This is a genomic window from Anoxybacillus gonensis, from assembly GCF_001187595.1.
In the GTDB taxonomy this organism is placed as follows: Bacteria; Bacillota; Bacilli; order Bacillales; family Anoxybacillaceae; genus Anoxybacillus; species Anoxybacillus gonensis.
Map to the genome: position 1 here is coordinate 816217 of NZ_CP012152.1, position 22692 is coordinate 838908.

The following is a 22692-nucleotide window of genomic DNA, read 5'->3' on the forward strand; positions in this document are numbered from 1 at the left end:
TTTTTTATTTGTAAAGGAGTGATACGATGATTACGGCAACCTATTTGATTCATGATGACAAAGATTTGGCGAAAAAAGCGGAAGGGATTGCGCTTGGTCTTACGGTAGGATCGTGGACCGATTTGCCGCAACTTGAACAAGAACAGTTGAAAAAACATAAAGGTGTTGTAGAGTCGATTGAACAGCTTGAGGAAGATGAGCGGGTCAATACGTATTTCGGGAAGCGATTGAAACGGGCGCTCGTGCGCATTTCGTATCCGAGCGTCAATTTTAGTGCCGATTTTCCAGCGATTTTGACGACGACGTTTGGCAAATTGTCGCTTGATGGAACGATTAAACTGATAGACCTGACGTTTTCTGACGAATTAAAACGAGCATTTCCTGGTCCGCGCTTTGGCATTGATGGCATTCGTGAAAAGCTTGGCGTTTTTGACCGTCCGCTTGTCATGAGCATTTTTAAAGCGGTGATCGGTCGCGATTTGCGATATGTGACCGAGCAATTAAAACAGCAAGCGCTCGGCGGTGTCGATCTAGTGAAAGACGATGAAATTTTGTTTGAAAACGACTTGACGCCGTTTGAAAAGCGCATCATCGCAGGAAAAGAAGCGTTACAAGACGTGTACGAACAAACAGGCCATCGGACGTTATATGCGGTCAATTTAACAGGGAAAACGTTTGAGCTAAAAGAAAAAGCGAAGCGGGCGGCGGAGCTCGGCGCGGACGTGTTGTTGTTTAACGTGTTTACATACGGGCTTGATGTATTGCAAGCGCTTCGCGAAGACGATGACATTCGTTTGCCGATCATGGCGCATCCGTCATTTAGCGGCGCGATCGCTTCATCGCACGTATATGGAGTGAGCTATGCGCTTCTTCTTGGCAAACTGTTGCGCATGGCAGGAGCGGACTTTTCGCTTTTCCCATCTCCGTACGGAAGCGTAGCGCTTGAAAAAGAACAGACGCTTGCGATTGCCGACGAACTGACGAAAGAAGAGCCGTTCGTCCGCGCGTTCCCTGTCCCATCGGCCGGCATTCATCCGGGACTTGTGCCGCTTTTAGTTCGCGATTTTGGCATCGATTCAGTCATTAACGCAGGCGGCGGGGTGCACGGTCATCCAGCTGGAGCGGTTGGCGGCGGGCAAGCGTTTCGAGCGGCAGTCGAAGCGGTGCTTTCAGGGCGTTCGCTTCATGAAGCGGCAAAAGAAAACGAACCGTTGCGACAAGCGCTTCATTTATGGGGGAGCGCATCATGAAGCCTGTCATTTTTTGCGACTTTGACGGGACGATTACGTTAAACGATAACATTATTGCGGTGATGAAACAGTTCGCCCCACCGGAATGGGAAGCGATCAAAGACGATATACTTGCGCAAAAATGTTCCGTACAACAAGGCGTTGGGCGCATGTTTTCCCTTTTGCCGTCGTCATTGAAAGAAGAAATTGTGCAATTTTTGCTTGACACTGCCCGCATTCGCGACGGATTTTCCGAGTTTGTCGCATGGACGAAACAACAACATATGCCGCTTTATATCGTCAGCGGCGGCATCGATTTTTTCGTTTATCCGTTGTTAGACGGGTTCATTGAAAAAGAACGCATTTTTTGCAATCGCGCGGACTTTCGCGGCGAAACGATTCAAATTACATGGCCGTATGCATGCGATGAACATTGTCAAAATGAATGCGGCTGTTGCAAGCCGTCTCTTCTTCGTAAACTCGCACCAAAAGGGGCGAAAACGATCGTCATTGGCGATTCAATTACCGATTTAGCGGCGGCAAAATTAGCGGATCATGTCATCGCCCGCGACTTTTTGCTTGAAAAATGCCGTGAGCTTCATTTACCGCATACGCCGTTTACGACGTTTTATGATGTCATCGATGCGTTAAAAGAAAGCGAGGTGATCACATGAGGCAAAAAAAATGGGAAGAGCTTGCGGAGGTGAAACGAGAACTAGCGGCGCGCGACTGGTTTATGGGAACAAGTGGCAATTTGTCGCTCAAAGTGAGCGATGAGCCGCTCACGTTTCTTGTCACTGCAAGCAGCAAAGATAAACGAAAAGAGACGGCGGAAGATTTTTTGCTCGTCGGTGCCGACGGACAGCCAGCGGAAGCGACGTCTCTCAAACCGTCAGCAGAGACGCTTCTTCACGTCCATATTTACAACAAAACGAACGCTGGCTGCGTTTTGCATGTGCATACCGTTGACAACAACGTCATTTCGGAATGGTACGGCGATGAAGGAGAAGTCGTTTTTACGAATCAAGAAATCATTAAAGCGTTCGGGTTATGGGAAGAAGATGCGGTATTTCGCATTCCGATTATTCCGAATTTCGCCCATATTCCGACGTTGGCGAATGAGTTTGCGAAACATGTGCACGAAAGTAACGGGGCGGTACTTATTCGCAACCACGGCATTACCGTTTGGGGAAAAGATGCGTTTGAAGCGAAAAAATGGCTAGAAGCGTGCGAGTTTTTATGTCAGTACCACGTCAAATTATTACTTTTAAAACGATAAGGGGGAGTAAGTATGGCAGTGATTAAAGTGCGCAATACAGGAGAAGTGATTGAAGGAAAGGAAAACGTCGCTGCGTTTTTAAATAAGCAAGGTGTGTTGTACGAACATTGGGATGCAAGTAAACTTCCAGCGCATCTTCAAAACAAATTTGTATTAACAGACGAAGAAAAAGCGGACATTTTAGCCGCGTTTCAATCCGAAATTGAAGATTTAGCGAAGCGAAGAGGCTATCAAGCGTGGGACGTTGTTGCCCTCTGCGAACAAACACCAAATTTAGAAGAGCTATTGAAAAAATTTGAACAAGTGCATACGCACACGGAAGATGAAGTGCGTGCAATCGTCGCAGGACATGGCATTTTCGTCATTAAAGGAGACGAAAACACAGGATATTTTGACGTGGAACTTGAAGCAGGAGACGTCATTTCCGTGCCAGAAGGAAATCCACATTTCTTTACATTAATGGACGATCGTCAAGTCGTTGCCGTTCGGTTATTTATCGATCCATCCGGTTGGGTTGCCCATCCATATGAAGAAAAAGAAGGGGAATAACACCCCTTCTATTTTTTTGTAAACAATATGACGCCTGCAATGGTGACGAATGAACCGATCCATTGGGGCAACGTCAACGTTTCCCCAAGCAGTATGTATGCAAATAAGGCAGTAAAAAGCGGATTAAAATTTAAAAACATGCCTGCTGTCGTAGCACCGACCCGTTTGACGCCGACGTTCCAAAGAAACATCGCAAGCACCGTCGCCCCGACGCTCGTATATAAAAGGGCAAGCGAAAAGGAGACGTTGACGTCATGAACGGAAAAAGAAGAAAGAAACGGCAACAATCCGATGACGCCAAATACGCCAGACCAAAACGTCGCCGCAAGCGGAGAGTACGATGTCATCACCGCCTTCGCACAGGCCGAATAAACGCCCCACATGATGACCGCTGCGATCATCCATAAATCACCGATGTTTACATCCGCTAGACGATGCAGTTGCCCGTGCGTCATGACGATGAGTACCCCGATCAGTGAAACGATCATCGCGAGCCATTGTCGCAACGTCAGTTTGTCACGATAGACGACATAGGCAACGAGCGCGATCGCCATCGGATTTAATGTCGAAATTAAACCGACATGATCCGCTGACGTATAGCGAAGCGCTTGAAACATCAACACGTTAAACAACACGACGCCCGAAAGCCCCATCGCAATCAAAGGAACGATGCCGCGCGTTTGTAGGCGGATCGATCGCTCTTTTTTTAAAACGATCGGAAATAAAAAAAGGACCGCAATCGTCCAGCGAATAAACGTCAACGTGAGTGGGGAGGCGTGAGCGACAAGCAATTTGCTTGCGACAAAGTTTCCTCCCCATAATGCGCTTGTCAATAAAAGAAGCATATAATATTTCGACATGTGAATCATCCTTTAAAATGTTTCAATTAAAAATACCATCACTAATAGTCCGATAATAAAAGCGTACGTTGACGATTGTTCATTCCCATCGCCATGGCTTTCAGGAATTAATTCTTTATAAATAATAAACAACATCGCTCCAGCCGCAAACGCTAATCCGTAAGGGACGAGCGCATCGACGACAGACGTTAAATAAAAGCCGATGACGGAAGCGATAAGTTCAATCATTCCTGTCCCTGTTGCCATCAAAAACGCTTTTCCTTTTGAAATATGTTGGTTAAATAAAAAAAGCGCAACGAGCAATCCTTCAGGCGCGTTTTGGAAGCCAATCGCAAGCGCAATTAAATCGCCAATATGCGTTTGTTCGCCGGAAGCGTAGCTCACGCCGACAGATAGTCCTTCTGGAATGTTGTGAAGCGTAATCGCCGCAAGCACAAGCAACGCTTTTTTGTCCATTTTTACGCCGCTTTCAGTATGCGCTAAATCGATGTGCGGCACGATTTTTTCAAGAAACGTTAAGGCGAGCACACCGACGCACAATCCAACCGTTAAGGCAAGAAACGTTCCGGAAGAAAGCGCTTCTGGAATTAATCCAAGCATGGACGCGGCCATCATGACACCTGCTGTAAAAGCGAGCAACATGTCGCGCCATTGATGTGTTAGCGAGCGCGACAAAAACAAAATAGGAACAGCGCCAGCTCCTGTGGCTAGCGCAGATAGCGTGCTTCCGATCAGCATGTCGACCATAATCATCCTCCTAACGGAAAACGAACAGTAATCGTCGTTCCTTTCTTTTCTATGCTATGAATGTCGATCGTTCCTTCGTGCATGTCTATAATGCGTTTACATACGACGAGCCCAAGCCCTGTCCCTGTTTGTTTAGACGTGACAAACGGTTGGAATAGCTTGTCGCTCACATGTTTTGGAATGCCGCTTCCTGTATCTTTGACGTGCAATATGCCGAAGTTTCCTTGTTTTTCGAGAGAAATGGTCAGTTCGCCACCATGCGGCATCGCTTCTATCGCATTTTTTGCTAAATTTAAGACGACTTGCTTCAAATGGTCTTTCGAACAACGAATCGGAAGCGGTACGTCTGCACGTTGAAACGAATAGATGACGTTATGGAAATGCGCTTGCGACTCAATCATCGGATGAATGCTTTGGACGATATGATTTAAATCGCACATTTCAAGCTTTTGTGCCGTCGGTTTGCCGAGAATTAAAAATTCGTTGACGATATCGTTAATGCGTGTAATTTCGTTTTGAATGACGGAAAAATAAAGTTGTGATTCGTTATCTTTATGTTTTTCACTTAATAGTTGAATAAACCCTTTAATGCCAGCGAGCGGGTTGCGAATTTCGTGCGCCGTGCTTGCGGCAAGTGTACCGATGAGCTCAAGCTTTTGCGCTTCCGTTTCCATTCGTTCGACGATCGTTTGCCGTTTTAATAGCGAATATTGAATGAACAACCAAATAATATGGATGATCACAATAAGCGACAAGATATAAGGAAGGGAAGCTTGTATCTTTTGTTTCATATTGACGTGCGGCACGTTCGCTTCAATCGTCCATGGCACTTGATTTAAATGAACGCTTACCGTTTGTTGTGATGCTTGAAGTTTGTTTGTCGCAAGAAGAACCGCTCCATGTTCATCATATAAACGAAAAGAAGCGTTCGGATAAACGATTTTCATGCGATGCTTCATATACTCTGTGCGCAACTCCGCCACGAAAAAGCCAACCGTCTCGTTCGTCTGCTCATTGATAATCGGCGTGATAATTGTCGGTATCCGATTGCTGTCGATGATCGTCTGTTTCGTCAGTTTCGCTAAGCGCATCGTCGCATTTGTACTTTCAGAAACGAACGAAATGCGTTGAAAACGAACGTCTTGTTTTTGCATTTGTTGCAATATGTCGTTTATTTCTTCCTTTTTTAATGTCGCAATATGTTTGCTTACAACGATCGCTAACGTTTCAAGGCGAACGGTCGTTTCCGTTAGAAAACGGTCTAAATCATTTTTATGTATATTGGCAAACAGTTTCGTTTCTTCAAGCAACTGTTGTTGCTGTTGTTCGTCCTGCCAAAGCAAAATCCATACGCTGCCGATGACACACGGCAACATGACAAGCAAGACGTACAACCATCGCTTTTTTCTCTCTCTCCCCATATATGCTCCCTCAACAAAACAAAATTCAAGGAATATTATAGCATAAATATGAGAAAAAGACGGAAAAAATCATTGGTGTAAGCATGGGATTTTTGCTCGGATAGGAAGGATGAAAAATAAAAAGACTAAATTGTTCGTGTACGGAGGAATTGTAACTGATCCATTCGGCTAATCAATGACCATTTATTATTCTTTGCTTGTCCGAAACAATGCAGGGAGACGAAAAATATGAACCCCCAGCACTAAAGTACTGGGGCAAAAGCGATGATTTCCCCGCTAACGAGGTGAAATGGCCTGCGACGTGGCAGGCAACTTATCATTAGTTTATGATTCTATTGACGGTAATATGCAAAGAGAGGAACCATTTAGGCTCCTCTCCGTTGCAAAAACAAACGAATCCACGTTTTTTTACGTGTGAAATAGTCTGTGACGAGACAGACAACTTATTTTGTAATCTAAGTATAGAAAAAAACGAGGGAAGTGTCAATACGCTGTAAGTTCGTTACAGGTCAAATACCCACTTTACACGGTTCATAATCTTATTTAAGTCATCATCGTTTATATTGCCGATATGTTGTTTTAATCGTACTTTGTTGACGGTCGTTAATTCTTCCACCTTTACCGCGGAAGTCTGCGCTAAAAACGGATACACTTCCTTTTGAAGAAAGTAATGTGTCTTTAAACGAGGTACTACCTTGGTTTTTCCTTTTCGATCTGTAATCGTTTTTGTTTTTAACTTTGTCGACAGAGGAGCTATCTTAACGCTTCCAGATGTACGGTTAATCCAGTCATTGGAAATAACAAGCACCGGTCGCTCTCCATTTTGTTCTGTGCCTATATTTTCTCCGAGTTCACAAGTGAAAATAGCTCCTCGTATGATTGGGCGCTTCATTTGTGTTTGCTCATTCTCAATCCATTCATTTGCTAAAGCAATCTTCTTTGGATGCCATTCATCTAGTTTTTCATTTTTTTTCACTTTTTTTAAACGTAAACGTTCGCGTTGAATTGTATCTGCTTCCATCTTCTCCTACGTCCCCCTCGTTTTATATATCACGCTCATGATTGTATCACATTTCAACAACCGTTCAATTGGATTCAAGACGGTGGAAGAAAGAGAAAATGGAGTACAGCGCCTTCGCCATGATCAAGGAATGCTTGCAACAGGTATTCATGCAGAAGTCACTATTTCAAGTTGCATGTATATGACAAAATCACCTTCTTCAGCTTGCCAATGATATACTGTGAGCAGCTGAAGAAGGTGGGCTTTTTCTTGCCAGCGATATGTTCAAAATGACGGGGGATTTGTTATGCTGACTGTTTTTGTTTGTTCGTTTCTTCGCTTTGTTGTTTGACAACAAGCGGGTAAAAAAGCAAACTGCTTGCAAGCAAGGCGATGCCGAGTAAAAATGTTTTCATATCGGCTGTTCCGGCTTTCACAAGCCAAATGGAGTAAACGGTCGCAAGCACGGCGATCGTTCCGTCGATCATTCGTTCTTGCATCGTGCGATACGTTTCTCCTGTCCAAACGAGCTTCAATTGGTAAACGGAAGCGATGACGTATGGAACGAGATACGATAATGTCGCAATGTAAATGACGAAATCAAACGCTGCCGCCATCGAGTTGGAAATTGTTGAAAAAATGAATAGTTGCGCAATCATATTCGAGACGATTAAAGAAAAGCGCGGCATTCCGTTTTTATTTTCTTGTAAAAAGGCGCGAATGAACAACTGTTGTTTTGCGGCTTGATACGGCACTTCCGCACTTAAAAAAATCCAACCGAGCGTAGAGCCGATTAAGCTAATTAAACCGAGCCCGGCAAGCAGTTGCGATCCGATCGGTCCTAACACCGTTCCGATCGCATCGACGAGCGGTTTTTCCGACTGCATGAGCACCTCTTGTTTTAACAATCCCATCACGAGCACGCTAATGCCGACGTAAATCGCTAAGGCGATAAATAAACCGACAATGGTCGCGCGTTTCACATCGCTTTGTTTGCGCGCGCGCGAAGCAAAGACGATCGCCGATTCAATACCGATAAACGCCCAAAGCGTGCTTAATGCAACGTTGTTAATTTGCGGAAGAAGACCGAGCGTATGCCCTGCTTCATCGTAACGCGGAGCAACAAACGGTTGGATATAGCTTTTTTCAAAGGCGAACAATCCGATCACAATGAATAAGAAAAAGCCGAGCACTTTCGTTGCTGTTGCGACGAAATTTAATTTTCCAGCGTTTTCGGCTCCTTGTAAAATAATCGCATGCATCACCCATAAAAGCGCTGTACAAACGAGAAACGTCAGTAAATTTCCAAGTTTTAACGTCAATGAACCAGCGGAAAAGACGACATGTTCGCTCGTTAAAACAGGGAAAAACGTTGATAAGTAACTAGCAAACGTCGTAATGATGGCGACGTTTCCAGCGACGTTTCCGATCCAATATCCCCAAGATGACATAAAGCCGGATAAAATCGACGCATTTGAACCTTTTGGAAACAGCTCTTTCGCATAAATTTGCGGTCCGCCATTTAATTCTGGTTTTCGAATCGCTAAGTTACCAAAAATAATCGCAATCATTAACACCCCAGCACCCGTCAACAGCCATCCGAGCAACACGCCAGCAGGGCTTGCGGCTTCCGCAAGCGAACGAGGAAGCATAAAAATACCAGATCCGACCATGTTACCGACAACGAGCGCTGTCAATACCCAAAAGCCGAGTTTTTGTTGTTTCATGTTTTTCATCCTTTCGTTCATAAAATATACGGTGCATACGGTAGAGCGCTGTTGTCGTGCACTTTTTTAAATAAAAAAGTGCACCCTAAGTTTTCAACGGGTGCACAATATATGACACATCCGCATCAAACTTAAGATCGATAGCTCTCCACCGCATGCGCGATGACAGTCCTGCACCTATTCGGCAACAGGCCCAGCTTATAGCGCCAGAGCACGCTATAAACTTCGGCGACAAATCCTTTCATTTCACTTCCTCGACGTCTCTGCGCCTCCATGAAACTACTATTATTTGCCGCGACCTCTATCTCATCTTAGTTGACGAGAAAGATTTCGTATGAAATTGACGTTACTATCGTACAAAAATCTTTTCGTTTCGTCAATGAAAAATTTTTCGCACATATGTACAAGAAGGAAATGGAACGTATATAATTAAAGTGAGTACTCACTCACTTTAATGAAAGCGAGGGAACATGATGGCGATTCAATTGCAACGCGTAAGTAAACAGTTTCATAAAAAAGAAGTCATTCATGACGTGTCACTAGAAGTAAATGAAGGAGAAATTTTCGGCATCCTCGGTCCATCTGGGGCGGGGAAAACGACGCTCGTCAAAATGATCGCAGGCATCGATATGGCGACAGAAGGGACGATTCATGTGCTCGGTGCGCGCATGCCGAATTTGCAAACGATGGCGCGCCTCGGATTTATGGCACAATCCGATGCGCTATACAGCGAGTTAACGGCACTTGAAAATTTAGACTTTTTCGCCTCGATTTACGGACTAAAAGGGAAGAAGAAAAAAGAGCGCATCGAAGAAGTGTTGCAGCTTGTCAATTTAACGGACGATAGGAAAAAAGCGGTTCATCAATATTCTGGCGGAATGAAACGCCGTCTTTCGCTAGCGGCCGCGCTTCTTCATGAACCGGAAGTGCTAATTTTAGACGAGCCGACCGTCGGGATCGATCCGCTTCTTCGGCAAGCGATTTGGGAAGAACTTGAACGCATTCGTCAACGCGGAACGACGATCGTTGTGACGACGCACGTCATGGATGAAGCAGAAAAATGTATGCGGCTTGCGATGATTCGCGACGGACGGTTGATTGCCGTCGGCAGTCCAGACGAATTAAAGAAACAAACAGGCACAACGACGTTAGAACGAGCATTTTTACATTTTGGGGGGGCATATGCATGAGAATTCAAGCGATTGTCGTTCGCATTATTCGTCAGTTTTTTCGCGATAAACGAACGCTTGCATTAATGATTGTCGCACCGATGTTTGTATTGTTTTTAATGGACTTAGTGTTTAACGGAGAACAATATGAACCGCATATCGCGGTTGATGCAAACGTGCCACAGCCGTTGCAAGACGCATTAAAACAAGCGGATGCGCATGTGACGACGATGACAAAAGCGAAGGCGATGGACGAACTAGATGAGCAACAAATTGACGCATTTATTGAAATGAAGGAAACCGCTTTCCGTCTGACGCTCGAAGGAAGCGATCCGTCTATCAGCAAAACGGTGCTCATGACGGTGCAAAAAGCAGCACAAACGCTCATGCCGCCGACGAAACAACCATTTACGATCGACACGGTATATATGCACGGCTCAGAAAACATGGCGTTATTTGACAATTTCGGTCCGGTATTAATCGGCTTTTTCATTTTCTTTTTCGTCTTTTTAATTGCAGGGGTGTCGTTTTTGCGCGAGCGGACGAGTGGCACGCTTGAGCGTTTGTTAGCGACGCCGTTAAAACGATGGGAAATTGTGATCGGTTACGTCATCGGCTTTGGCATATTTACGACGATTCAAGCAAGCCTGATTTCTTCGTTTGCGATTCACGTCTTAGACATGATGATGGAAGGGTCATTTTCGTATGTGCTGCTCATTACGTTTTTATTGGCGATGACGGCGCTCACGTTAGGAACGTTATTATCGGCATTTGCGAACAACGAATTGCAAATGATTCAATTTATTCCGCTCGTCGTCGTTCCACAAGTCTTTTTCTCAGGGCTATTTCATTTAGAAACGATGGAGCCGTGGCTTCGTTCTGTTAGCTTCGCCATGCCGTTATATTACGGGGCAGATGCGTTAAGAGAAATTATGATTCGCGGAAAAGGGTTTGAAGCAATCGCCTTCGACGTATATGTTTTGATTAGTTTTTCTCTTTTATTTATGATATTAAATGTATTAGCATTAAAGAAATATCGAAAGTTGTGAGGGTATGATGGACGAACGGCAACAGTTGTTTCATTTATTAAACGTCGATGGACAACAGTTAAGCGAAAAACAAATCAATATTTTACAAGCGGCCATTGACATGTTTGCAGAAAAAGGATACGCCGCGACGTCGACGAGCGAAATTGCGAAGCGGGCAGGGGTAGCGGAAGGAACGATTTTTCGTCATTATAAAACGAAAAAAGATTTGTTGTTGGCGATCGTTAAACCGACGTTATTTCAATCGGTTGCGCCGTTTTTAGCGAAAAAGTTTGTGAAAGACGTATTTGAAAACGAATATGAACATTATGAGCAGTTTGTGCGCGCTGTTTTTCAAAATCGGTATGAATTTGTGAAAACGTATTTGCCTGCGATTCGTATATTATGGCAGGAAATGTCATTTCACGATGACATTAAAGCGCAGTTTCAAACAATTTTTATCAATCATGTGTACGAAAAGTTTAAACAAATTGTCGAGCATTTTCAACAAAAAGGGGAGCTTGTTCCACTTCCGCCGGAGACGATTATTCGCTTGACGATTACGACAATCGCAGGGTTTTTATTCACTCGTTTTCTTCTCATGCCCGACGGTCCGTGGGATGATGAACAGGAGATGGAGCGGACGATTCAGTTTTTGATGAATGGACTAAAAGCCTAATCCATGTGCGGATTAGGCTTTTTCATGTTTTACAACGATGCGATCGTCTTCTACATCAATGTGGATTGTACGAACATGTTCTTCATCAAGCAACACGTCGGCAATTTGGTCTTCGACATGTTCTTGCATGACGCGGCGGAGTGGACGAGCGCCAAATGTCGGATGATAACCAAGGTCAGCTAATTTTTCTTTCGCTTTGTCGCTCATTGTAACGGTTACCTGTTGTTCAGAAAGCGTGCGTTGCAATTCAGCGAACATGAGGTCAACGATTTGCAACATGTGCGCTTTTTCAAGCGGTTTAAATTCGATAATGGCATCGAGACGGTTTAAAAATTCCGGTTTGAAATATAGGCTGAGACGTTGAAGCAAGTCGCCTTCGACATTCGTACCTGCGTTTGATGTCATAATGATGACTGTATCTTTAAAGCTGACGGTACGACCTTGGCTATCTGTTAAACGACCGTCTTCTAAAATTTGCAAGAACATATGTTGCACGTCTGGATGCGCTTTTTCCATTTCATCAAGCAAGATGATGCTGTAAGGGTTGCGGCGCACTTTTTCTGTTAATTGACCGGCTTCTTCATGGCCAATGTAGCCAGGAGGTGCACCGATGAGTTTGGCGACCGCATGTTTTTCCATATATTCGCTCATGTCTAAGCGAATCATCGCATCTTTAGAGCCGAACAATTGTTCAGCAAGCGTCTTCGACAATTCTGTTTTACCGACGCCAGTCGGACCGACGAATAAGAACGAACCGATCGGACGGTTTTTCGCTTTTAAGCCAGCGCGGCTTCTGCGAATCGCTTTTGCGATTTTTTTCACGGCTTCTTCTTGACCGATGACTTTTTTCGCTAAGTTTTCTTCTAAATGTTTCATTTTTGCTTGTTCATCAGCTTGTAGTTTGCCGACTGGGATGCCTGTTTTTTCTTCAATGATTTGTTGAATGTGCATGACGTCTACTACCGGTTGCTCAGCTTGTCCGTTTTGTTGTAATTGTTTTTCAAGCTGCAATTCTTCGGTGCGCAATTTGGCAGCGAGTTCGTAATTTTCTTCTTGCGCCGCTTTTTCTTTTTCTTTTCTTAATTGTTCGAGACGTTGTTCGATGGCTTCTTTATTTGTCGGTGTCGCTTTTAAGCTCACTTTTGAACCCGCTTCGTCTAACAAGTCAATCGCTTTATCAGGAAGGAAGCGGTCTTGAATGTAGCGATGCGACAAAGTGACGCATGCGTGAATCGCTTCATCTGTATATTTGACTTGATGGAATTGTTCATATTTTGGCTGAATGCCTTTTAAAATATCAATCGCTTGTTCGATTGTCGGTTCGTGAACGATGACCGGTTGGAAGCGACGTTCAAGCGCAGCGTCTTTTTCGATTTGACGATATTCTTTTAACGTTGTTGCGCCGATGATTTGCAATTCTCCGCGGGCAAGCGTCGGTTTTAATATGTTGCTTGCGTCCATTGAGCCTTCTGCCGATCCGGCACCGACAAGTAAATGAATTTCATCGATGAATAAAATGACGTTTTTCCGTTGCTGTAATTCAGCAATTAATTGTTTCATTCGCTCTTCAAATTGACCGCGAATGCCTGTGTTTGCGACTAAGGAAGCGACATCGAGCACGTACACTTCTTTGTTTAATAGTTTCGATGGAACAGATCCTTCAACGATTTTAAGCGCTAATCCTTCGACGATCGCCGTTTTACCAACGCCCGGTTCACCGATTAACACCGGATTGTTTTTATTGCGACGATTTAAAATTTCAATGACGCGTTCAATTTCTTTATCGCGTCCGATGACAGGATCGATTAGTCCTGCTTTCGCTAATTGCGTTAAGTTGCGACCGAATTGGTCAAGCAATCCGTTTCGTTTCGGTTGTTGTTCTTGTTGTTGGGCGTGGGAAACTGTTCGTTCAGCAAGCGGTGCGAAGAAGTCGGAGAACAATTGATCAAAACGATCGAAGTGGAATCCTGCTGGCACTTTTAATTGTTGTTTTTGTTTTTCATAGCACGCCTCGCAAAGGTGTAATTGTTGTTTGTCGTTGTTTACTTGCACATGTAAAAAGATGTTTGCTTGATTTTGTTTACATACTTGGCACATCATAGGCACCAACCTCCTTTTTTGACTTTGACTATATTTGACCTTTCTGACTTTATTATAATTTGACCTTTTTTGACTTTCAAGACCTTTTTTAAAAAAAAATAAAAATTTTTTTCGTGACGAAAAAAAACTGCCGCGATGGGCAGTTATAAAAGCTTCGTCAGTTTGTCTGTAATTTTAACCATATGTTGTTGTACTTGGTGAAGTTCGTCGATTGCTTCGGCGCTATCGTTTATTTTTTCCGCCACTTCTTGAAGCATATGAACCATCTCTAACACCGAGTTTGTAATATGATTCAGCTGTTCGGAAATGTCTTCGGCGGAATGTTTGCTTTTTTCTGCCATTTTGCGTACTTCTTCTGCGACGATCGCAAAGCCACGTCCGTGTTCGCCAGCGCGAGCCGCTTCGATGGCGGCGTTTAACCCGAGCAAATTCGATTGCATTGCAATGTCTTTCACGAACGAAATGACGCCTTGAATTTCTTCTGTGCTTTTGCTTACTTTTTCCGCTTTTTCACTCAACTGTTTCACGTGATTGTTGATTAAGCGGGCCGTTTGTTGAATATCGCTCGTGCTCGCGTTCATTTCTTCAAGTAAACTAGCAAACTCTTCATTTAACGTCTGTTGCCGGTCGGTGACATCGGTGGCGATTTTAAAAACCGCTTGCAATTGCCCTTGTTCGTCTAACACCGGAGTATAGAGCGCTTCTAGCCATATATGTTTGCCGTGTCGGGTGACGCGTTGCACCGTGCCGTAAAACGGCTGTTTGTTTTTTAGGCGATTCCAAAATTGTGTATACTCGTAGCTGTTTGCGTATTCTGGAAGGCAAAATTGACGGTGGGATAAACCGAGCAATTGTTGCTCCGTGTAGCCCATCGCTTGAAGAAATACATCGTTTGCCCATAATACTGTTGTATCTGGGCGAAATAAAATCATCGCAAATGAGTGGCACATCGATTCAAATACGCGCTCTAAATCGAGCGGAATCGTATGTAACTTCATGTCATCCCTCCTAAACATATGTTACTCTATTGTACTATGATTCATCATATAACGGCAATTGAACGTATGCGGTCGTTCCTTTTCCTTGTTCGCTTTCAAAGCGAATTGATCCGCCGTGTAGTTTTACAATTTGCTTGACGATCGCAATGCCAAGACCTGTGCCGCCATGTTCGCGCGAGCGGGAGCGGTCGGTTCGGAAAAATCGTTCGCCTAATCGTTCGATGTCTTGTTTCGACATTCCTTGTCCCGAATCGGAAATGACGAGCTCGCACATCGGATGTTTGTTTACGGTCCATAACGATATGTTGCCGCCAGAAGGGGTGTAGCGCAATGCATTATCAAGCAAGTTTTGCAACACTTGTTCGATGCGATCGGGGTCGCCATCGACGACTAAGTCATGGTCGACATCGAGGGAAAGGTGAATGCGTTTTTCTTGTAAGAGCGGCTCGTATTTTTCCATCGTTTCTTCGATGAGCTGTGCGATCGAAAACGGGGTGCGCACGAGCGGATATGTGCCTTCTAATTGCGCCAAATCAAGCAAATCGCGCACGAGACGTTGCATGCGGCTCGCCTCGCGGTGAATGAGTTTCATATATTTTTTTTGTTGTTCTTCGTCTTTCACTATCCCGTCTAATAACGCTTCGCTATATCCTTTCACATAGCTTAACGGCGTGCGCAATTCGTGGGAAACGTTCGCTAAAAATTCTTTTTTTCGTTCATCTTCTTTGGCGAGCGCATGCGCCATTTGATTGAACGCCTTCGCTAATTGTCCGATTTCATCTTCCGTTTCGACATCCACATGGACAGAAAAATCGCCTTGTGAGACGCGATAGGCCGCTTGTTGCATATGTTGCAACGGTTTTGTGAAATGCATCGCAATTTTTCGTCCGACAAATACCGTAATGAATAAAAAAAGGCTACCGCCGACCATGACGAACGTTTGAATGCGCTCGAGCACATCTTCAATGGATGCGAGCGGAACGTACAAATATAAAATGCCCATGAGGCGATGTTCGTCTAATAGCGGAATGATGATGCCGACGATTTGGCGGTCAAACGTTTGTTCATATCCTTTTTTCGTTACCGTTTTCCCGGAAAGCAGTTGTTGCCGTTCCGCTTCGCTAATGACGGAGTGATGATCGACTTCAAACGGCAAACAAGCGCTTAATTCACGCGGATTGTTGACGAGCACAATTTCTGTATCGGATATGTCATTGATAAAGGAAACGGTATTGCGAAACGAGTCTGTCAGCGCACCGCCGTCATATTTTTCCGCAATGTTCATTCCTTCTTGCAATAAACGTTGTTCGACGTGTGAAATATAAATATTTTCATATATATACACAGCAACCGTATATAAAAGCAACACCGCAAGCACTAAAAAAGCGCTAATCGCAAGCCATAGTTTTTGTTGTAGAGAAAGAGAATTAAACCGTTTCATCAAATTTATATCCCACTCCCCATACCGTTTGGATGAGTTGCCCCGCTTCACCTAATTTAATGCGCAACGTTTTAATATGCGTATCGACCGTGCGCGTGCTGCCGACGTAATGAATGCCCCAAACGCGATCTAACAGCTGTTCACGCGTAAATACTTGACCGCGATGTTTTAAAAATAACACGAGCAATTCAAATTCTTTTAACGTTAATAGAACATGGTTTCCGTTGACCGTGACTTTTCGAGCTTTTTCATCGACAATGATCGGACCTGCTTCATATTGCGGAGTTGCCTCAGTCCCTTTCGTTCGTCGAAGTACAGCATGAACGCGCGCCACGACTTCATTCGGGCTAAACGGTTTTACGATGTAGTCGTCTGCGCCAATTTTCAGCCCATATACACGATCCCATTCATCGCTTCGTGCCGTTAAAAAAATGATCGGCACTTGCGAACGCTCGCGCACGTGCATGCAAAAACGGTAGCCGTCGAGTTTTGGCATCATAATATCAAGTAAAATTAAATCGACATGTCTTCGTCCGAATTGGGCAAGCCCTGCTTCGCCATCGTCCGCCTCGATGCACGTAAATCCTTCTGGCTCTAAATATAGGCGAAGTAGCTCGCGCATCTCTTTTTCATCGTCAATAATTAAAATCGTTGCCACGCTTATTCCCCCTTTGCATCACGAAAAAAGATATAAAACGGTCCATGTCCGACAGAAACGGTATTTGTTTGTTTGAACGTTTTTTCATCGACAAAAATTAATTCATTGCTGTCGTAACTTGCGATGACGAGATCGCTTTTCGCCTTTGTCATCGCAAACGGATTGGCGCCAACATCAAGCGAGCGCATCATACGTTTTGTTTTTGGTTCAAATGCATACAACATATTCGCCCCGTGACAAAGAGCGTATATCGCTTCGTTCGTTTGAACGAATTGAATCGGCATCGTTTCTGCTCTTACACGTGTGAGCAACCGTCCGTCGACAAGTGAATGAACGTACACTTCTTGTTGAATCGTTGCTCCGCTACCATGCCCGCCGACCCATAGTTCATTCGTTTCGGGAACGACGAAGCCGCTGACGGCGGAATCGAGCGTATCGACCGTTCGTGTCACTCGTTTTGTCGTTTGATCAATAAATGAAATCGCACCGTTTTTAAAATGAATAACGATCCATTGGCGATGTTTATCGTCTTCTACGATTGAAAAAGGGGACGGTGGAGTGGTGATCACCTTTTTCACTTTTCCATCAAACGTCATGATTGACACCGTTCCTTTTTTTTCGTTGACGACGAGCAAGTGACGTTCGGTGACAAGCACATCCGTTATCCCTTTTTCAACGTTCCATCGTCTCGTTTCTGTTCCGGTTGATAACGTATAGGCGATCATTTCGTCCATGTCTTGTCCGAATAAAACGATCGTATCACCGTCCGGAAGAAGCGCTGCTTTTGTGATTGGCTTTTTCATTTGCCATGTTGTCATGACTTGTTTCGTGTTATAATCAATAAATGACAAGCTTTGTTCTTTTATATTTACGACGCCAATGATCGCCTCGTCCCGTTTGATCGGGGGGTACGTTTGTGAGGTGCAGCTCGTTAATAACATCACGATCATCAGCCAAAGAAAGAAACGAACTTGCATTGTACGAGTCCTCCATCGCGTTTTAATACTATTGTAGCAAATAGTTGTGAATATTTTGTGAAACTATTGTAACATGGAAGGGGATAAACATGAAAAAATGGTTGTTGTTGTTTTCGTTCGTTTTGCTTGTTGTCGCCGGTTGTGCGAGCAAGGCGGAAGAAGAAGAGTTGGCGTATTTAGACGTCAAAATGGCGGTGGAAGAAAAGCTTCCGGCTAATCAAGAAGTCGAACTCGCTTGTTTTGTGACATATGGTGATGAAAAAGTAACGGATGCATCAGAAGTGAAATTTGAAGTATGGAAACATGGCACAGAAGACCGACAAATGATTGAAGGAAAACATGTCGGCGACGGAAAATATGTCGCGCGCTATACGTTTGCAACGAAAGGAACGTATGCGGTTGTGGCGCATGTGACGGCGAAAAATATGCATAATATGCCAAAAATCGATGTAGTGGTAGAATAAACGGCGGAAAATATTCGCCGTTTTTTTCATATATATAGAAAAAATGGACGAGTGGGGGAGAGCGTATGTGGATGCGGGCGGTTCAAATTGCGTTTGTGTATGTCGGAACGGTTGTTGGGGCTGGATTTGCGACCGGAAAAGAAATTGTGCAATTTTTTACGCAATACGGTGCGATTGGGTTTGTGACTATTGCAGCAAGCGGGGGGCTATTTATTTTTTTCGGAACGCGTTTAATGATGATGGCCGCTCGGCTTCATGCCCGTTCATATGAACAGTTGAATGCGTATTTGTTTGGGAAATTCGGTGTTCTCGTCAATCTCTTTATGTTTGTTGTGTTATTTAGCGTGACATCGGTCATGTTGTCAGGGGCGGGGGCGGTGTTTGAAGAACAGCTTCATATGCCGGCATATGTTGGGCTTGTGCTCACGATCATTCTCGCCTTTGTGACGATGTTATTTGGTTTAAACGGTATTTTAAGCGTCAATATGATTGTCGTGCCGATGATGGTTATATTTAGCTTATGTATTGCGATGATGAACGGAAGCGACGTCGTATGGACGAAGCCGCCGCTTGCTGCTTTTTTTTCTCCGTTTGCGTATGTGGCGTTTAATTTAGCGATGGCGCAAGTCGTTCTCGTTCCGCTTGCAACGGAAGTAAAAGATGAACAGACGATTCGTCTCGGTGGTTGGCTCGGTGGCATGTTGCTTATGTTTATTTTATTTAGCAGTCATGTTGCTCTTTCGTTGTTGCCGCAATTGTCATCTTACAGCATTCCGATGGCGGAAGTGGTGAAACGTTCGCTTGCTTCGTTTTACTGGTTATATGTCGTGATCATTTATGGAGAAATTTTCACCTCGTTTATTGCAGGGGTGTTCGGTTTGCATCGGAAATTGGCGCTTTTTTTTCAGCAGCCGACATTGATCCTTATTGTGCTTTTGCTAGCGATGTATGCGTTTAGTTTAATTGGGTATCATGCGCTCCTTACTTTTTTATATCCTTTGTTTGGATATATGAGCATCATTTTTATTTTCTTGCTTTTCTATCGAAAAATGCCTAGCTAGAAAAAAAGAAGTGTAGTACATTGAATGTAAAGGGGAGGTGAAGTGATGCGGCAAACGGTCATGGCAATGTTCGTTTTACTTCTTTTCTTTACGCTCGAAACGTTCCATCTCATTCAATGGTACGATGCAAGTGTATGGGCGCTTATTGTTTTTTCTTTTGGACTTATCGTTCATATATATGTGTTTAAGCGCGGTGTACGTGAGCATGACGCATTTCTTTTATTGCCAGCAGCTATTGCGTTATGGATGGGAGTTTTTTCATTCCTTTTGCTTCATGACGGAACGATGTACGTATTGGCGTTTACGATCGGTTTATTTGAGTGGTGGCTGTTTAGCAAGGAACAGTGGCTGGAAACACCGCTTCTCGTTTGTTTCGGATGTAGCGTTGTCGCGAGCTTAGAGGCAGGAGAGATACTTTTGTTTCTTTTTATTTTAACGATCGGTATCGGGGCATATGCATATCGTACAAAAAGCGAGCGAGCCAATGCACTTTAGGCTCGCTTTTTCACTTCACGCCAAACCGATGTAAAATTTGTTTTAGTTGATACACTTCCTCCGCCAGCACTGCCGCTTCTTTTGCGAGTTGATGGACGCTCATCGCTTGTTGTTCCAGCCCGCTTGCCGTTTCGTGAACGACTTTTGTAAAGTCGTTGGCGATCGTATAAATATCGGTAATCGCTTCGTGTAGTTCGTTTCCTTCTTTTGTCGTTTGTTGCATAAGCGTTCGGTTTCGTTGACTTAACGCATTTAGCTCATGTGACATCGTTTGAAAATAAGCAATACTGTCGGTCAGTTTTGTTAAGGAGGCGGTCGTTTCATCGATCGTATTTGCTTGTTTCGTGACCGCATTTGCGACGCTTGATAGTTGATTATACGTATTCGCAAGCGATGATAAAATTTCATGCGCGAAAGCGTTCGTATGTTCCGCAAGTTTTCGCACTTCTGAGGCAACGACGGCAAATCCTTTTCCAGCTTCTCCTGCTCGTGCCGCTTCAATGGAAGCATTTAATGCCAACATGTTCGTTTGTTCCGCAATCGCCGTAATGGCGGACACTTTTTGGATGAGCGCATCGGCTTCTTTCGCGACCGTTTGAATTTGTTTCGCGGTGTCGTTCATTTGTTGTTTTGTGTCATTCATTTGTTGTTCGATAGCTTGCATATACGTATATCCTGTTTGGGCGGATTGAAATGTCGTTTGCGCCCGTTCGACGACTTGTTCAATATCTGTTTGGACGGTATGCATATAATGAAGCATCGTTTGAATGCGCTGTTTCGCTTCATCGACGAATGTCGTTTGTTTTTGCGCCCCTTCACGAAACGTTTCCATCGTTGCGGACACTTCATCAAACGCCTCCGCTATTCGTTTCGCTTCTTCTTTTTGTTCGTGGCTCACTTGTTCGACGGAGGAGGTTGCCTTTGCGATTTGTTGTAAAATCATGCGCAAACCGAGAATGACTTTGTTTATTTCATAGCCAATTTGATGAAAAGCGTTGCGCTTTCCGACCGTTTTCACTTCGGTATGAAGCTGTCCGGATGAGACGGCACGAGTGACGTGATACCACGCGTGCAGGCGGTTCATGATCGTGCGGTAAAATGAAAAAGAAACGAGAAAGCTGATGAAGCCGGTGACGCTTGTGAGCAACAACGTTTGTTTGACCGATAGCTGCATCATAAACGCAACAATAAAAAGAGCGATAACGGGCAAGAAGACGATCGTGCTAAACCACATTTCTATATACGGCTGATGGATCAGACGTCCCATGCGCAAATTAAAGCGCTTTCCATTTTGTTCGAACAGTGGACATGCGGCATCGACGAGCACTTCACCTGTATTTCGTTTATACAGTTGCAACAGTGGAGCAGTTGTCGTTGCCGCTTTTTTTCCTACTTCGTCGTCAAACACCATCCCTTCGCGCAAACGGTTCGTATGCACAACACCTTTTCCGTCTTCATCGACGATGACGAAATATTCATCGCGTTCAAGATGGCGGTCTAATACGTCGCGCAACGAATTGAGCTGTTGAGCGAGCGGTTGGTCTAATCGCATCGTTCGTTGTACTTCTTTCGCTACTCGTTGTACTTTTTGCAGTGCTTTTTTCGCTTGTTTCGATTGTAACAATGTTCTCTCCCCCTTTTCCCCTTATTTCAAATATACACAATTTTCAAACAATGAAAAAGTCATAAAAAAGAAAAATGAACAAATGATAAAAAGGGAGGTGAGACGAATGACCCAATCGAAAAGACAGAAAGAGCGACAATGGACCGTTCGGAAACAAGCACAAAACGAACCGCACGGGAAAGTGAAGTCGTTTGAACAACTAGCAAAAGAAGAAAAATAAATGGAAAAGGCTGTCCCAAAGAAGTTTGTGACAGCCTTTTGCCTCGTTATCTTGCTTTTAACGCACGAATTTCGTTTTCATGTACAAGTGACCGAACAGCGAGCGACTGAATAGCAAGCTCGTGTCGCGCTTGGGTCGCGATGACATCATCTAGCTTTTGGGACATTTCAGCGAGGTTTTGCTTGATCGTTGATATTTCATTTACTGCTTCTAATGTTTCTAACACGGCTTGTTTAATGAGAGGAATGTCTGCGACGTCATCTTTTGTGGCCATTGTTTGTTCAATGTGCTCAATACGCTTGTCCATGGCAGCGATATCATCTTTTGTGGCCATGCGCTGTTCAATGCTTGCGATATCATCTTTTGTAGCCATGCGTTGCTCGATGCTTGCGATATCGTCTTTTGTGGCCATGCGCTGTTCAATGCTTGCAATATCATCTTTTGTAGCCATGCGCTGCTCGATGCTTACGATATCGTCTTTTGTGGCCATGCGCTGCTCGATGCTTACGATATCATCTTTTGTCGCCATGCGTTGCTCAATGCTTGTGATATCGTCTTTTGTCGCCATCGTTTGCTCGATGTGTTCGATACGCTTATCCATGGCAGCAATGTCGTCTTTTGTGGCCATGCGCTGCTCGATGCTTGCGATATCGTCTTTTGTCGCCATTGTTTGCTCGATGTGTTCGATACGCTTGTCCATGGCAGCGATATCGTCTTTTGTCGCCATGCGTTGCTCGATGCTTACGATATCGTCTTTTGTCGCCATTGTTTGCTCGATGTGTTCGATACGCTTGTCCATGGCAGCGATATCGTCTTTTGTAGCCATGTGTTCGCGCAACAATGCGAGCTCATCGAAAATACGTTTGAGCATATCGTCCATGTTTACTCACCTCCCCCGACAAAATTATATCATCGCATAAAAAAGAAAGCGATAAAAAAAGATGCCTCAAATTATGAGGCACCCGAATA

23 protein-coding genes and 1 riboswitch are annotated in these 22692 nt (G+C 44.3%); of the genes, 11 read left to right on the top strand and 12 right to left on the bottom strand.

Features of this window, described 5'->3' with window-relative positions:
- Nucleotides 1-26 precede the first annotated feature (26 nt).
- Genes mtnW through AFK25_RS04395 form a run of 4 tightly spaced genes read left to right on the top strand, consistent with a single transcriptional unit; the run spans nucleotide 27 to nucleotide 3057 of the window.
- Nucleotides 27-1250: a 2,3-diketo-5-methylthiopentyl-1-phosphate enolase gene (gene mtnW, locus AFK25_RS04380; protein ID WP_035064175.1), complete on the top strand. Its 1224-nt coding sequence runs from the start codon at nucleotides 27-29 to the stop codon at nucleotides 1248-1250.
- The gene (locus AFK25_RS04385; protein WP_035064172.1) at nucleotides 1247-1903 is read left to right on the top strand and encodes a 2-hydroxy-3-keto-5-methylthiopentenyl-1-phosphate phosphatase; all 657 of its coding nucleotides are present in this window, start codon (nucleotides 1247-1249) and stop codon (nucleotides 1901-1903) included. The genes mtnW and AFK25_RS04385 overlap by 4 nt, the downstream gene beginning before the upstream one ends.
- On the top strand, nucleotides 1900-2508 hold the full coding sequence (locus AFK25_RS04390; RefSeq protein ID WP_035064169.1) for a methylthioribulose 1-phosphate dehydratase: 609 nt from the start codon (nucleotides 1900-1902) through the stop codon (nucleotides 2506-2508). Before AFK25_RS04385 ends, AFK25_RS04390 begins: the two co-directional genes overlap by 4 nt.
- 12 nt (nucleotides 2509-2520) lie before the next feature.
- Nucleotides 2521-3057 (top strand): 1,2-dihydroxy-3-keto-5-methylthiopentene dioxygenase, encoded by a 537-nt coding sequence (locus AFK25_RS04395; RefSeq protein WP_035064167.1) that lies wholly within the window; start codon nucleotides 2521-2523, stop codon nucleotides 3055-3057.
- Between the two features lie 8 nt (nucleotides 3058-3065).
- Here AFK25_RS04395 and AFK25_RS04400 read toward each other — a convergent pair whose 3' ends face one another.
- The 5 genes from AFK25_RS04400 to AFK25_RS04420 all read right to left on the bottom strand — a co-directional run bounded on the left by AFK25_RS04400 (nucleotide 3066) and on the right by AFK25_RS04420 (nucleotide 8812).
- Nucleotides 3066-3917: a DMT family transporter gene (locus tag AFK25_RS04400; protein ID WP_009362525.1), complete on the bottom strand. Its 852-nt coding sequence runs from the start codon at nucleotides 3915-3917 to the stop codon at nucleotides 3066-3068.
- Nucleotides 3918-3929: 12 nt separating this feature from the next.
- Nucleotides 3930-4664: a ZIP family metal transporter gene (locus AFK25_RS04405; protein WP_035064165.1), complete on the bottom strand. Its 735-nt coding sequence runs from the start codon at nucleotides 4662-4664 to the stop codon at nucleotides 3930-3932.
- A 2-nt stretch (nucleotides 4665-4666) separates the two neighbouring features.
- On the bottom strand, nucleotides 4667-6085 hold the full coding sequence (locus AFK25_RS04410; protein ID WP_035064162.1) for an ATP-binding protein: 1419 nt from the start codon (nucleotides 6083-6085) through the stop codon (nucleotides 4667-4669).
- Nucleotides 6086-6587: 502 nt separating this feature from the next.
- Nucleotides 6588-7106: a type II toxin-antitoxin system PemK/MazF family toxin gene (locus tag AFK25_RS04415; protein ID WP_035064160.1), complete on the bottom strand. Its 519-nt coding sequence runs from the start codon at nucleotides 7104-7106 to the stop codon at nucleotides 6588-6590.
- A gap of 284 nt (nucleotides 7107-7390) precedes the next feature.
- Nucleotides 7391-8812, bottom strand: coding sequence for an amino acid permease (locus AFK25_RS04420; protein ID WP_035064157.1), 1422 nt, complete (start codon nucleotides 8810-8812; stop codon nucleotides 7391-7393).
- 133 nt (nucleotides 8813-8945) lie between these two features.
- A riboswitch (Lysine riboswitch) is annotated at nucleotides 8946-9124 on the bottom strand.
- 161 nt (nucleotides 9125-9285) lie between these two features.
- Here AFK25_RS04420 and AFK25_RS04425 point away from each other — a divergent pair.
- Genes AFK25_RS04425 through AFK25_RS04435 form a run of 3 tightly spaced genes read left to right on the top strand, consistent with a single transcriptional unit; the run spans nucleotide 9286 to nucleotide 11685 of the window.
- Nucleotides 9286-10002 (top strand): ABC transporter ATP-binding protein, encoded by a 717-nt coding sequence (locus AFK25_RS04425; protein ID WP_019417272.1) that lies wholly within the window; start codon nucleotides 9286-9288, stop codon nucleotides 10000-10002.
- Nucleotides 9999-11030, top strand: coding sequence for an ABC transporter permease (locus AFK25_RS04430; protein WP_035064155.1), 1032 nt, complete (start codon nucleotides 9999-10001; stop codon nucleotides 11028-11030). The genes AFK25_RS04425 and AFK25_RS04430 overlap by 4 nt, the downstream gene beginning before the upstream one ends.
- 7 nt (nucleotides 11031-11037) lie before the next feature.
- Nucleotides 11038-11685, top strand: a complete 648-nt coding sequence (locus AFK25_RS04435) for a TetR/AcrR family transcriptional regulator (protein WP_009362735.1) — start codon at nucleotides 11038-11040, stop codon at nucleotides 11683-11685.
- Nucleotides 11686-11697: 12 nt separating this feature from the next.
- On the opposite strand, the gene AFK25_RS04440 is transcribed toward AFK25_RS04435, so the two are convergent.
- The 5 genes from AFK25_RS04440 to AFK25_RS04460 form a co-directional block, all read right to left on the bottom strand.
- Complete coding sequence (locus AFK25_RS04440; protein WP_035064153.1) at nucleotides 11698-13785, bottom strand: ATP-dependent Clp protease ATP-binding subunit; 2088 nt, start codon at nucleotides 13783-13785, stop codon at nucleotides 11698-11700.
- 143 nt (nucleotides 13786-13928) lie between these two features.
- Entirely contained in the window at nucleotides 13929-14783 is an 855-nt protein-coding gene (locus AFK25_RS04445; protein WP_035064150.1) for a methyl-accepting chemotaxis protein, read from the bottom strand.
- A 34-nt stretch (nucleotides 14784-14817) separates the two neighbouring features.
- Nucleotides 14818-16224, bottom strand: a complete 1407-nt coding sequence (locus tag AFK25_RS04450; RefSeq protein ID WP_035064147.1) for a sensor histidine kinase — start codon at nucleotides 16222-16224, stop codon at nucleotides 14818-14820.
- Nucleotides 16211-16882: a response regulator transcription factor gene (locus AFK25_RS04455; protein ID WP_035064144.1), complete on the bottom strand. Its 672-nt coding sequence runs from the start codon at nucleotides 16880-16882 to the stop codon at nucleotides 16211-16213. The genes AFK25_RS04450 and AFK25_RS04455 overlap by 14 nt, the downstream gene beginning before the upstream one ends.
- A 2-nt stretch (nucleotides 16883-16884) precedes the next feature.
- Nucleotides 16885-17859: a YncE family protein gene (locus tag AFK25_RS04460; RefSeq protein WP_035064142.1), complete on the bottom strand. Its 975-nt coding sequence runs from the start codon at nucleotides 17857-17859 to the stop codon at nucleotides 16885-16887.
- A gap of 89 nt (nucleotides 17860-17948) precedes the next feature.
- Between AFK25_RS04460 and AFK25_RS04465 the strand changes: the two genes are divergently transcribed.
- The 3 genes from AFK25_RS04465 to AFK25_RS04475 all read left to right on the top strand — a co-directional run bounded on the left by AFK25_RS04465 (nucleotide 17949) and on the right by AFK25_RS04475 (nucleotide 19879).
- On the top strand, nucleotides 17949-18323 hold the full coding sequence (locus tag AFK25_RS04465; protein WP_009362729.1) for a FixH family protein: 375 nt from the start codon (nucleotides 17949-17951) through the stop codon (nucleotides 18321-18323).
- A gap of 65 nt (nucleotides 18324-18388) precedes the next feature.
- Nucleotides 18389-19384 carry a YkvI family membrane protein gene (locus AFK25_RS04470; RefSeq protein ID WP_035064139.1) on the top strand — a complete coding sequence of 332 codons (996 nt, stop codon included), beginning with the start codon at nucleotides 18389-18391 and terminating at the stop codon, nucleotides 19382-19384.
- Nucleotides 19385-19429: 45 nt separating this feature from the next.
- Nucleotides 19430-19879 carry a hypothetical protein gene (locus tag AFK25_RS04475; RefSeq protein ID WP_035064136.1) on the top strand — a complete coding sequence of 150 codons (450 nt, stop codon included), beginning with the start codon at nucleotides 19430-19432 and terminating at the stop codon, nucleotides 19877-19879.
- A gap of 10 nt (nucleotides 19880-19889) precedes the next feature.
- On the opposite strand, the gene AFK25_RS04480 is transcribed toward AFK25_RS04475, so the two are convergent.
- Nucleotides 19890-21503, bottom strand: a complete 1614-nt coding sequence (locus AFK25_RS04480) for a methyl-accepting chemotaxis protein (RefSeq protein ID WP_035064133.1) — start codon at nucleotides 21501-21503, stop codon at nucleotides 19890-19892.
- Nucleotides 21504-21609: 106 nt separating this feature from the next.
- Between AFK25_RS04480 and AFK25_RS15215 the strand changes: the two genes are divergently transcribed.
- Nucleotides 21610-21723 (top strand): DUF6254 family protein, encoded by a 114-nt coding sequence (locus tag AFK25_RS15215; RefSeq protein ID WP_003396753.1) that lies wholly within the window; start codon nucleotides 21610-21612, stop codon nucleotides 21721-21723.
- A 46-nt stretch (nucleotides 21724-21769) separates the two neighbouring features.
- Here AFK25_RS15215 and AFK25_RS04485 read toward each other — a convergent pair whose 3' ends face one another.
- Nucleotides 21770-22603: a hypothetical protein gene (locus AFK25_RS04485; protein WP_035064130.1), complete on the bottom strand. Its 834-nt coding sequence runs from the start codon at nucleotides 22601-22603 to the stop codon at nucleotides 21770-21772.
- Between the last annotated feature and the right edge of the window lie 89 nt (nucleotides 22604-22692).

Bases quoted from the DNA above. Each gene is read 5' to 3' on its own strand.
- mtnW (WP_035064175.1), top strand. From the start codon at position 27: ATGATTACGGCAACCTATTTGATTCATGATGACAAAGATTTGGCGAAA.
- AFK25_RS04385 (WP_035064172.1), top strand. From the start codon at position 1,247: ATGAAGCCTGTCATTTTTTGCGACTTTGACGGGACGATTACGTTAAAC.
- AFK25_RS04390 (WP_035064169.1), top strand. From the start codon at position 1,900: ATGAGGCAAAAAAAATGGGAAGAGCTTGCGGAGGTGAAACGAGAACTA.
- AFK25_RS04395 (WP_035064167.1), top strand. From the start codon at position 2,521: ATGGCAGTGATTAAAGTGCGCAATACAGGAGAAGTGATTGAAGGAAAG.
- AFK25_RS04400 (WP_009362525.1), bottom strand. From the start codon at position 3,917: ATGTCGAAATATTATATGCTTCTTTTATTGACAAGCGCATTATGGGGA.
- AFK25_RS04405 (WP_035064165.1), bottom strand. From the start codon at position 4,664: ATGGTCGACATGCTGATCGGAAGCACGCTATCTGCGCTAGCCACAGGA.
- AFK25_RS04410 (WP_035064162.1), bottom strand. From the start codon at position 6,085: ATGGGGAGAGAGAGAAAAAAGCGATGGTTGTACGTCTTGCTTGTCATG.
- AFK25_RS04415 (WP_035064160.1), bottom strand. From the start codon at position 7,106: ATGGAAGCAGATACAATTCAACGCGAACGTTTACGTTTAAAAAAAGTG.
- AFK25_RS04420 (WP_035064157.1), bottom strand. From the start codon at position 8,812: ATGAAACAACAAAAACTCGGCTTTTGGGTATTGACAGCGCTCGTTGTC.
- AFK25_RS04425 (WP_019417272.1), top strand. From the start codon at position 9,286: ATGGCGATTCAATTGCAACGCGTAAGTAAACAGTTTCATAAAAAAGAA.
- AFK25_RS04430 (WP_035064155.1), top strand. From the start codon at position 9,999: ATGAGAATTCAAGCGATTGTCGTTCGCATTATTCGTCAGTTTTTTCGC.
- AFK25_RS04435 (WP_009362735.1), top strand. From the start codon at position 11,038: ATGGACGAACGGCAACAGTTGTTTCATTTATTAAACGTCGATGGACAA.
- AFK25_RS04440 (WP_035064153.1), bottom strand. From the start codon at position 13,785: ATGATGTGCCAAGTATGTAAACAAAATCAAGCAAACATCTTTTTACAT.
- AFK25_RS04445 (WP_035064150.1), bottom strand. From the start codon at position 14,783: ATGAAGTTACATACGATTCCGCTCGATTTAGAGCGCGTATTTGAATCG.
- AFK25_RS04450 (WP_035064147.1), bottom strand. From the start codon at position 16,224: ATGAAACGGTTTAATTCTCTTTCTCTACAACAAAAACTATGGCTTGCG.
- AFK25_RS04460 (WP_035064142.1), bottom strand. From the start codon at position 17,859: ATGCAAGTTCGTTTCTTTCTTTGGCTGATGATCGTGATGTTATTAACG.
- AFK25_RS04465 (WP_009362729.1), top strand. From the start codon at position 17,949: ATGAAAAAATGGTTGTTGTTGTTTTCGTTCGTTTTGCTTGTTGTCGCC.
- AFK25_RS04470 (WP_035064139.1), top strand. From the start codon at position 18,389: ATGTGGATGCGGGCGGTTCAAATTGCGTTTGTGTATGTCGGAACGGTT.
- AFK25_RS04475 (WP_035064136.1), top strand. From the start codon at position 19,430: ATGCGGCAAACGGTCATGGCAATGTTCGTTTTACTTCTTTTCTTTACG.
- AFK25_RS15215 (WP_003396753.1), top strand. From the start codon at position 21,610: ATGACCCAATCGAAAAGACAGAAAGAGCGACAATGGACCGTTCGGAAA.
- AFK25_RS04485 (WP_035064130.1), bottom strand. From the start codon at position 22,603: ATGGACGATATGCTCAAACGTATTTTCGATGAGCTCGCATTGTTGCGC.